Below are 8,446 nucleotides of genomic sequence, written 5' to 3'. Positions count from 1 at the left end.
GGTAGCCAGTTACAATTCGCACGCGCCTTGCCCGGCGCTCGAAGGGATACCGGATCACGTACCAAGCAACGATGCCGATCACCCAAATGACCTCGCCAAGTGAGGCTGCCGCAATGCTCACTTCAGGTCACCAGCGCCCTTTCTGCGATCGCGACTGTAGCAGCTGCCCCTGGGTATGGCCACTTCACCCATCGCCCTCGAATTCGTCACCGGCCGACCTTCAGGCGCAGCGATCCTCTCCGAGTTAGTCCGCAGACGCGAAAGCCGGAGGGGCAGTACCGATCGCATTCGGTCCCATTCATCCCTCGAATCTTGGTTATGTATTCATCTCCCGAAGCTCGGTTATGAATTGTTGCGGCCGGAGCTGAATGGCGGGAGTCTTATATCCCATGGAATGAGCGATGTTCGCCACGAAGCCGTTGCAGTTCAAGACCGTTGCCTGCCACATATGCGAACTCGCCTGCAGCTTGCGGATGTAGGCAACGACTTTGTCGTATTCGGCCCGGGTCAGTATGATTTGCCAGCTTGCGGATCTGTATGGTTCTTCCAGATCACCGTCGCTCCACCCGGTTTCGGCTGGCACCGGCACGACATGGCCCAGAACATAGGGAACCGCACTGTTCGAAGCCGGGTGAAGGCCCGCGACTTGGGGATCGATCATTCTCCCGGCCCGGTCCACGCGCCCAAAAACTGCGTAGGTGTGGCCGTAGCTTAGGGCGTAGCGCGAGCGGAACTCGATGAAGTACCGCTCGTCGTTTTTTTGAGGCGCAGCTCCGCCATCGGCATAAGATACGAAATTCGGCTGGGGCGGCAGGTCTTTCGTCTGACATGCCGCTGCCGGGAGGGCCACCAACGCCACAAGCAAGAGACGGCTATTTACAAGCGTCATCGCCGCGTCCATTCCCGAACTTCACAAAGCACAGACTTAATAACGGCCTATGCCCGCCAACCGCGCCCTAGGCTATGAAGCCGGCCAAAGCCCCGGCTGCGTATGTATGGGGAAGGGCTTGGCACCCCTTCCCCATACAAGCCGGTCCTTACTTAATCACTGGTTGCTCTACCGGAGCGGGCGCCGGAGCTTTACCCTTTCCTTTGCCGATCCAGTCGTTCGCGCAGCCGCTCAGGCTGGCAACGGCGAGCACAGCAACCATTGCAATCAATATCCTGCTCATCAAGCAATCCTTTCCCCGGGGGCGGAATAGCCTATAGAATCGCCACAAATAAAACGATATGCAGCCCCACAAAGTTAGCTGCGATCTACACCAACGCCTAGTGCAGAAATGACACAGTTGGCACCCGGTTGTCGGCGGCACCTTTGCGGTGACGTGCTGGCAGGGTTCACCGTCCAACGGAGATCAGGCCTGCCCACCATCAAACAACCACCACCGTCGTGCCCAAAGGAGTACGGTCGTAGAGGTCAATGACGTCGTCATTTATCATACGGATGCACCCGTTCGATACCGCTGTGCCTATCGTCCATGGCTCGTTTGTACCATGTATCCGGAAGTGGGTGTCGCGCCCGTCGCGATAGAGATAAAGGGCACGCGCACCAAGCGGGTTGTTTGGTCCGCCAGGGACCCCCCCTGCATACTGCACCAGGCGCGGCTTGCGCTGCATCATGCTGGCGGTGGGTGTCCACGACGGCCAGTCCGCCTTGCGGCCGACGGTCGCTGTACCCTTGAACGAAAGTCCCTGCTCGCCGACGCCAACGCCGTAGCGCGTCGCCCACCCGTCCGTCTCGACGGCATAGAGAAAACGTTGCGAAGTATCGACGACGATCGTTCCGGCCGGCTCGTTTCCGTCGTACCGCACATGCTGCCGTCGGTAACGAGGATTCAGGCCACGCCTCGGTCCGAACGCGGATGAAATCGACGTGCATCCGGAGATCATCAGAGCCAGACTACCCAGCACGAGCCCCCGGCGCGCAATGTGGTGTTCTTCCATTTGTACCTGCTAGGAAACTGGTCATCTACCGCCGCCCTCGTCTCTACCATTCCAAGGCCTGCGGGCCAAGTCTCGCTGTGTGGTGGCAAAAATGAATTCACAGGATTAACAAGCGAATTGGAGCGAAACTTCTTGAGATAACCGTCTGCCTCTGTTCGGTTATGTCAAATGGGCATAGGACAGAGACGATGAAGCCTGACTTCCACGGTAAAGTTGCGATTGTGACCGGCGCAGGCTCCGGAATAGGGGCGGCTGTTTCACGGCAACTCGCGCAAGAAGGAGCCGAGATTGTTGTCGCCGACCTTGATGCCGAGGCCGCGCACTGCACAGCCGCCGAAATAAGCTCGCAAGGAGGCAGGGCCTACGACTTTGCGGTAGATGTCACGGATGCGGCAGCAGTGGAAAAGCTGATCGAGTTCACTGTCCAGAAATGCGGCGGACTGGATATGGCGGTAAACAATGCAGGTATCGACGGCATTCGAAAAGCAACGGCAGACTATCCGCTCGACAACTGGCACAAACTGATAAACGTTAATCTCAATGGCGTTTTCTACAGCATGAAGTACGAAATCGCCGCGATGCTGGATCGAGGCGGAGGCGCCATCGTGAACATGTCCTCCGTTCTCGGTTCCGTCGGCTTGCCAACTGCGTCCGCTTACACGGCAGCGAAACACGGGGTCGTTGGATTAACCAAGGTTGCGGCGATTGAATATGCGAGGATGGGCATCCGGATCAATGTCGTCGGCCCCGGCTGGATCGAAACGCCTCTTTTATCGGAGCAAATGGAGGCATTAGCCAGCCGGCGCATGGCAGGTCTTCAGCCGATGGGCAGACGCGGGAAACCGGAAGAGGTAGCGGCTCTTGTATGCTTCCTCTTGTCCGACCAGGCCAGCTTTATCACTGGGAGCTACCATCTGGTGGACGGAGCTTACACCGCCCATTAGGTGCAGAGGCTGTCCCCACTCGCGCTGGCTACCGTGAGGGCGATGACGCCGCAGATCGCCGGGCTGCCCGCACTGCCTGAGATGGGCTGTTCCCGCATCGCAAGGAAGGCCGAGCCAGACCCGGTGGCGGCGCTACTTGCCGACATCCTGCTGCAGGCGGCGGTGGAATCGCCTACCCGAAAATGTGCAGGCGCTGCCCGCGAGCGGCCTGCGGAGCGTAGCCTGATGCGGGCGCCCAGAAGACGCGCAGCTCAGTGGCGCTTCTTTGCCTTGCTGGCGAAAGGATTGTCCGAGGTGCGCAAGGCGATGCGGATCGGCACGCCGGGCATGTCGAAAGCCTCGCGCAGGCTGTTCGAGAGATAGCGGACATAGGATTGCGGCATCGCGTCCGGCCGTGAGCAGGAGACAACGAAGCCGGGCGGGCGCGTCTTGGCCTGCGTGACATATTTGATCTTCAGCCGGCGTCCGGCGACGGCGGGCGGCGGATGATGCGCCAGGATGCCTTCCAGCCAGCGGTTGAGCTTGCCGGTCGAGACACGGCTGTTCCAAACTCGATGCGTCCTGATGACAGCATCCATCAGCTTGTCGAGGCCACGCCCGGTCTCGGCCGAGACCGGCACCGCCTGCATGCCGCGCGCCTGCGGCAACAGCCGCTCGGTTTTTTCGCGCAGCTCGGCCAGCAACTCCTGGGGATGGTCGATAAGGTCCCATTTGTTGAAGGCGATCACCGGGGCACGGCCCTCGCGGATGATCAGGTCGGCAATCTGCAGATCCTGCTTCTCGAAGGGAATGGTGGCGTCGAGCACAATGATGACGATTTCGGCAAAGCGGATGGCGCGCAAGCCGTCCTGCACCGACATGACTTCGAGCTTTTCGTGGATCCTGGCCTTGCGGCGCATGCCGGCGGTGTCGAACAGCTTTAACCGGCGTCCATGCCAGTCCCAGTCGACCGAGATGGAATCGCGGGTGATGCCGGCCTCGGGGCCGGTCAACAGCCGCTCCTCGCCGATCAGCGCGTTGATCAGCGTCGACTTGCCGGCGTTGGGGCGGCCGACGACGGCGATGCGCATCGGCTTGGTGTCGTCATAGCTCGGCTCTGCGTCCGGGTCGGTGATGTCCTCGCCGATCAGCACCTCACTGGCGGCGATCTCCTCCTCGCCGGCCTCTTCGTCCTCGCCGAAGGCGCGCGCCTCGCCCAGTGCCGCGATCACCGCGTCGCGCAAATCGGGCAGGCCCTGGCCGTGTTCGGCCGAGACCGGGATCGGTTCGCCAAGGCCGAGCTCCCAGGCCTCCAGCATGCCGCCCTGGGCGCCGCGCGCCTCGGCCTTGTTGGCGACGACGACAACCGGCTTGCCGGATTTGCGCACGATCTCGGCGAAGGTCTTGTCGTCGGGCATCAGCCCGGACTTGGCATCGATCGTGAAAAAGATCAGGTCGGCCTCGCGGATGGCGATCTCGGTCTGGGCGCGCATGCGGCCGGGCAATGTCGAGGCGGCCGCATCCTCGAAGCCGGCGGTGTCGATCACGTCGAAATGCAGATCGTAGAGTTTTGCGGCATGGACGCGTCGATCGCGGGTGACGCCCGGCGTGTCGTCGACAAGCGCCAGCTTCCTTCCCACCAGCCGGTTGAAAAGGGTCGATTTGCCGACATTAGGCCGGCCGATGATGGCGACTTTGAAAGTCATCCGTTGTTACGATACACCGCCCGAGCCGCGGATCAGCTCCGACATCAAAGTCGCCCGCTCGCGCATGTTGCGCGGGGCGCCGTCATCGGCGGCGATCTGGTCGAACAGCTTCAATGCATCCGCCGCCTTGCCTTCCTTCCAGGCGGCAAGGCCAAGCGCCTCGCGCGCCGTATGGCGCAGCGTGTTGGTGTCGGCGGTGAGCGCCTCGACGCGGCTGGAGACATCGGCGAAAGAGCCGTGATCGACCAGAAGCAGAGCGGCCCTGAGGCGCGCCATGTCGCGAATGCCGGAGGGGATCTTGGTGTCGGCGGCGACCTCGTCGAAATCCTTGACGGCGGCGTCGACGTCGCCCTTGTCCGCCTTGACGGTTGCCGCGCGCATGCGGGCGAGCAGCGGATAGGCGCCGTAGCCGTCCTTCTCCAACGCCTCCAGAGCGGCAAGCGCCTCGTCCTTCTTGCCGTCATTGGCGAGCTTGAGCGCCTGCGAGAAGGCATCGCCCGAGCGGTTGGCGCGGGTCTCGTCCCAATAGCGGTAGCCGACGACGGCAGCAGTGCCGAGCACCACCAGCACGGCCAGCACGAGCAAGGCGGGACCGAAACGGTCCCACAGCGCATGCGCCTGGTCGCGACGAATCTCTTCGTTGACTTCGCGGATAAAACTGTCGTCCGACATGGATCAAAACCATTCATGCCCCGGCCGGGGCGGTTGATGAGCCCGCGTTTTAGCGAAATTTTGCCGGCATGGAAGGGGTTCGGCAGGAAAATCGCCTATTCACGAGGCAGTCGCCGCCAAAGGCGGCCGCACAGGTCGATCGTATCCGTGCCATATTTCACCGGTAGGCGGTGCTTCTACATTCCTTGATCCGGTCAGATGCCTTTGCCCCGTTTGTCGCGCGTTGTTGCGTTTTCGATTGCCATGTTGGCTGCCGGCACGGCTTTTGCCGACCCGCCGGCGACGCCGGGAAAACCGAAGCAGGTCGTCATCATCTCGTTCGACAGTGCCCGCGACATTTCGCAATGGCAGCGCAGCCGGGCGCTGGCCCAGCGCACAGGCGCGCATTTCACCTATTTCGTCTCCTGCGTGTTCCTGCTGTCGCCCGAGACACGCAAGCAATACACCGCGCCGGGCAAGACAGAAGGCAAATCGAATATCGGCTTTGCCGCCTCCAAACAGGAAGTCGCCGACCGGCTCGAGCAGATCAACCTCGCCGCCTCCGAAGGCCACGATATCGGCAGCCATGGCTGCGGCCATTTCGACGGCAAGGACTGGAGCAAAGCCGACTGGCTGAGCGAGTTCGGCTCGTTCAAGCATATTCTCGAAAACGCCTATTCGATCAACGGCATTGCTCCTGAACCAAAGGGCTGGCGCGATTTCGCGCGCAAGTCGGTGGTCGGGTTCCGCGCGCCTTATCTGTCGGCAAACAAGGCGCTCTACGAGGCGCTGCCCGCGGCCGGTTTCCTGCTCGACGCAAGCGGCGTCTCGCGTGGGCCGGTCGAGCCGCCGACCGTCAACGGCATCACGCGCTTTTCGCTGCCGCAGATCCCGGAAGGGCCGAGCTCAAGGCGGGTGATCGCCATGGATTACAATCTCTATGTCAGACATTCCGGCGGCTTCGAGCGGCCGAGCATGGCGGAAGAGTTCACTGAGCGGACCTATCATGCCTTTCGCGCCGCCTTCGACGCGCAATACCAGAGCAAGCGTATTCCGCTGGAGCTCGGCTTCCACTTCACGCTGATGAACGACGGCGCCTACTGGAACGCGCTGGAACGCTTTGCCGGCGAGGTCTGCGTGATGAGACAAGTCGAGTGTATCAGCTTTCGCGATTATGTTTCGCGGCGAGGCGAACGACAGGCGGCGGTGGGCGGCTGAGCGGAAGCGCTCGCCGCCCGCTAACTCTTTAGCTTGCTGGTTGATCCTCAGGACGCAGGCCGGCTTGCTCTCGTTCCAGATAATGCTGGTCGATTTCGGGCAGCGGCTCACCCTTGATTGTGGCTTCGAAAGCGCGCAGGCGCTTGTGAACTGACAAGAGCTCGACGATTGTTGACCAGGAATTGACAAGGTATTGGAACGAGGTTGTCACCTGGCTGAACGCCGAATTTACCTGGTTTATAAGACCCAACGTCAAAGCTCCGGCGACCATTGAAGGAGTCATCAGGAAAAGAGCAAATATGTTATTTAATTGCAAATACAGATAACGGACCACATTGAAATACACGTAGTGGAAATAGAGTCGGAAGTAATTGCGGCGCACGTTTCCGAACAACTCGGAAACGGTCGGCGGCTGCGCGCGGGACGAATCGTCCTCACCGTAAACAAGTTCTTTGCGATAGGCGGCTTCGACGCGCTGGTTGCGGAATTGTAAGCCAGGGAGCTTTATTCCAGCGCTGGCAATACACACGGTGCCAAAAATCGCCCAGAAGATCGCAGCTATAACCAGCGGCTGCGGCACCTGACCAACGAACGGCAATACGGTGATGTGCTTTGAGTAGGCTAGCAAAATCGGCATGAAGGCTATCAAGGTCATGATCGAGTCGATGAAGCTGGTTCCAAGATCTTCCATGATCTTGGAGAACCGCATCGTGTCTTCCTGCACGCGTTGGGAAGCTCCCTCGATATAGCGCAGCCTAGGCCAGTAAGACATATAGTAGTCGTTCATCGCTGTACGCCACCGAAACACCCAATGGCTCACAAAGAAGTTTGTCAGAACGTATACAGTAACAGCCACCAGAGCGATGCCTAGGAAAGTTATTAACTGCGCGTACACATCATTCTCTGTGGCCTTCACACTTTTGCTGACAATGCCCTGAATAAGGTCCCAGAATGGCCCGTACCAGGCATTGATCGCTACACTCACCTGCACTTGGAAATAGGTCGTGAACAAAATTAACGAACTGCCAAGGATCGACCAGCGGTCCCACGGGTGCGGGGAATACCAATGCCAAAAGGCGTAAAAGAGCAGAACGCCAAGCGTAAAGTAGATATAGAACCAAAGAAATGGTGGCGACCAGAAGACGGAAACGCCAATGATGGGCGCCGCGTCCGCTGCGAGGGGGGGCAATCCGATCAAAGCCCCTAGCTGGTCGCCGCCGAGAAACCATACGGCCACCATAACGACACTCCAGACGGCCGCCGAGGTGAAGAACAGCTTCGGCTGCGGGAAGAAGGATACAAACACTGTGGGGAAATCCTCGTTCGATGCGCAAATCAGCGGGTTCAGCGGGCATAAAGTCACACATTAGTGGGAAAGAAAATGCCCGCTACCCGACGCCCGGCGCCGAGCAAGACCATAATCATGGCGATTTTGGCGCAGCCGACCAGGCGATCGCACCCGAGGCCAGCAGGACGGCGGCGGCCACGATCGAGGCAAGGAAAAAGTTACCCGAGGCCTGCGCGAGCAGCCCGGCGACGATCGGGCCGATGATCTGGCCGAGGCCGAAGGCGGCCGTCATCACCGCCAGCATCCGGCGTGGCGCTTGCGGAGCAAGCTGCCTGCCGGTCTGCAGGCCAAGCGCGGTGATGGCGATGAAGGTGCCGCCGACAAGAAGGCCGCCGAGCAGCGGCCCGGTGCGCCCGCCCATGATGACACTGGCGCTGACGCCGACCACCTCGACCAGGCACCCCAGGGCATAGGTGGCATAGAGCCCGATCCTGGCCGCGAGCTTCTGCCACAGCCAGACCGATGGGAAACCGGCAAGTCCGGTGACCATCCAGACCACGGCCTCGAAGACGCGGCCGCCGCCGCCCTGACGGACGATGGCGACCAGGAACGTCGCCGTGACGATGTAGCCGAAGCCGAACAGGCCGTAGGCGATAATGACCTTCACCAGCGACCAGTCTTTGGGCAGCGCCGGCTCGCGGCCGGCGGTGCTGTTC

General features: G+C 60.7%; 9 protein-coding genes and 1 pseudogene. 2 read left to right on the top strand and 8 right to left on the bottom strand.

Annotated elements, in window-relative coordinates; all coding sequences use genetic code 11:
- The 4 genes and pseudogenes from E5W70_RS17120 to E5W70_RS17105 form a co-directional block, all read right to left on the bottom strand.
- Positions 1 to 115 (bottom strand): annotated as a pseudogene (locus tag E5W70_RS17120) (isoprenylcysteine carboxylmethyltransferase family protein); the annotation flags it as partial.
- Positions 116 to 316: 201 nt separating this feature from the next.
- Entirely contained in the window at positions 317 to 889 is a 573-nt protein-coding gene (locus tag E5W70_RS17115; RefSeq protein ID WP_292659968.1) for a hypothetical protein, read from the bottom strand.
- A 148-nt stretch (positions 890 to 1,037) separates the two neighbouring features.
- Complete coding sequence (locus E5W70_RS17110; RefSeq protein ID WP_292659957.1) at positions 1,038 to 1,172, bottom strand: ABC transporter; 135 nt, start codon at positions 1,170 to 1,172, stop codon at positions 1,038 to 1,040.
- A gap of 199 nt (positions 1,173 to 1,371) precedes the next feature.
- Complete coding sequence (locus E5W70_RS17105; protein WP_292659955.1) at positions 1,372 to 1,944, bottom strand: L,D-transpeptidase; 573 nt, start codon at positions 1,942 to 1,944, stop codon at positions 1,372 to 1,374.
- 188 nt (positions 1,945 to 2,132) lie between these two features.
- Between E5W70_RS17105 and E5W70_RS17100 the strand changes: the two genes are divergently transcribed.
- A complete protein-coding gene (locus E5W70_RS17100) occupies positions 2,133 to 2,888 on the top strand; it encodes a glucose 1-dehydrogenase (protein WP_292659953.1) in 756 nt (251 codons plus the stop codon).
- Positions 2,889 to 3,139: 251 nt separating this feature from the next.
- Here the strand turns inward: E5W70_RS17100 and der are convergent, their stop codons facing one another.
- Both der and E5W70_RS17090 read right to left on the bottom strand, forming a co-directional pair.
- Positions 3,140 to 4,573 (bottom strand): ribosome biogenesis GTPase Der, encoded by a 1,434-nt coding sequence (gene der / locus E5W70_RS17095; protein WP_292659952.1) that lies wholly within the window; start codon positions 4,571 to 4,573, stop codon positions 3,140 to 3,142.
- 6 nt (positions 4,574 to 4,579) lie between these two features.
- Complete coding sequence (locus tag E5W70_RS17090) at positions 4,580 to 5,245, bottom strand: tetratricopeptide repeat protein (protein WP_292659950.1); 666 nt, start codon at positions 5,243 to 5,245, stop codon at positions 4,580 to 4,582.
- 204 nt (positions 5,246 to 5,449) lie between these two features.
- Here E5W70_RS17090 and E5W70_RS17085 point away from each other — a divergent pair, with 204 nt between their 5' ends.
- On the top strand, positions 5,450 to 6,442 hold the full coding sequence (locus E5W70_RS17085; RefSeq protein WP_292659966.1) for a polysaccharide deacetylase: 993 nt from the start codon (positions 5,450 to 5,452) through the stop codon (positions 6,440 to 6,442).
- 28 nt (positions 6,443 to 6,470) lie between these two features.
- Here the strand turns inward: E5W70_RS17085 and sbmA are convergent, their stop codons facing one another.
- Together sbmA and E5W70_RS17075 are read right to left on the bottom strand one after the other, a co-directional pair.
- Positions 6,471 to 7,748: a peptide antibiotic transporter SbmA gene (sbmA, locus tag E5W70_RS17080; protein WP_292659948.1), complete on the bottom strand. Its 1,278-nt coding sequence runs from the start codon at positions 7,746 to 7,748 to the stop codon at positions 6,471 to 6,473.
- Positions 7,749 to 7,863: 115 nt separating this feature from the next.
- Positions 7,864 to 8,446: YbfB/YjiJ family MFS transporter (locus E5W70_RS17075; RefSeq protein ID WP_292659947.1), on the bottom strand; the 583-nt coding region annotated here is incomplete at its 5' end.

It is taken from the genome of Mesorhizobium sp. (assembly GCF_005063415.1).
Classification (GTDB): domain Bacteria; phylum Pseudomonadota; class Alphaproteobacteria; order Rhizobiales; family Rhizobiaceae; genus Mesorhizobium.
The sequence above is the reverse complement of the archived record's forward strand: the minus strand, read 5'-3'. Positions and strand labels throughout refer to the sequence as shown.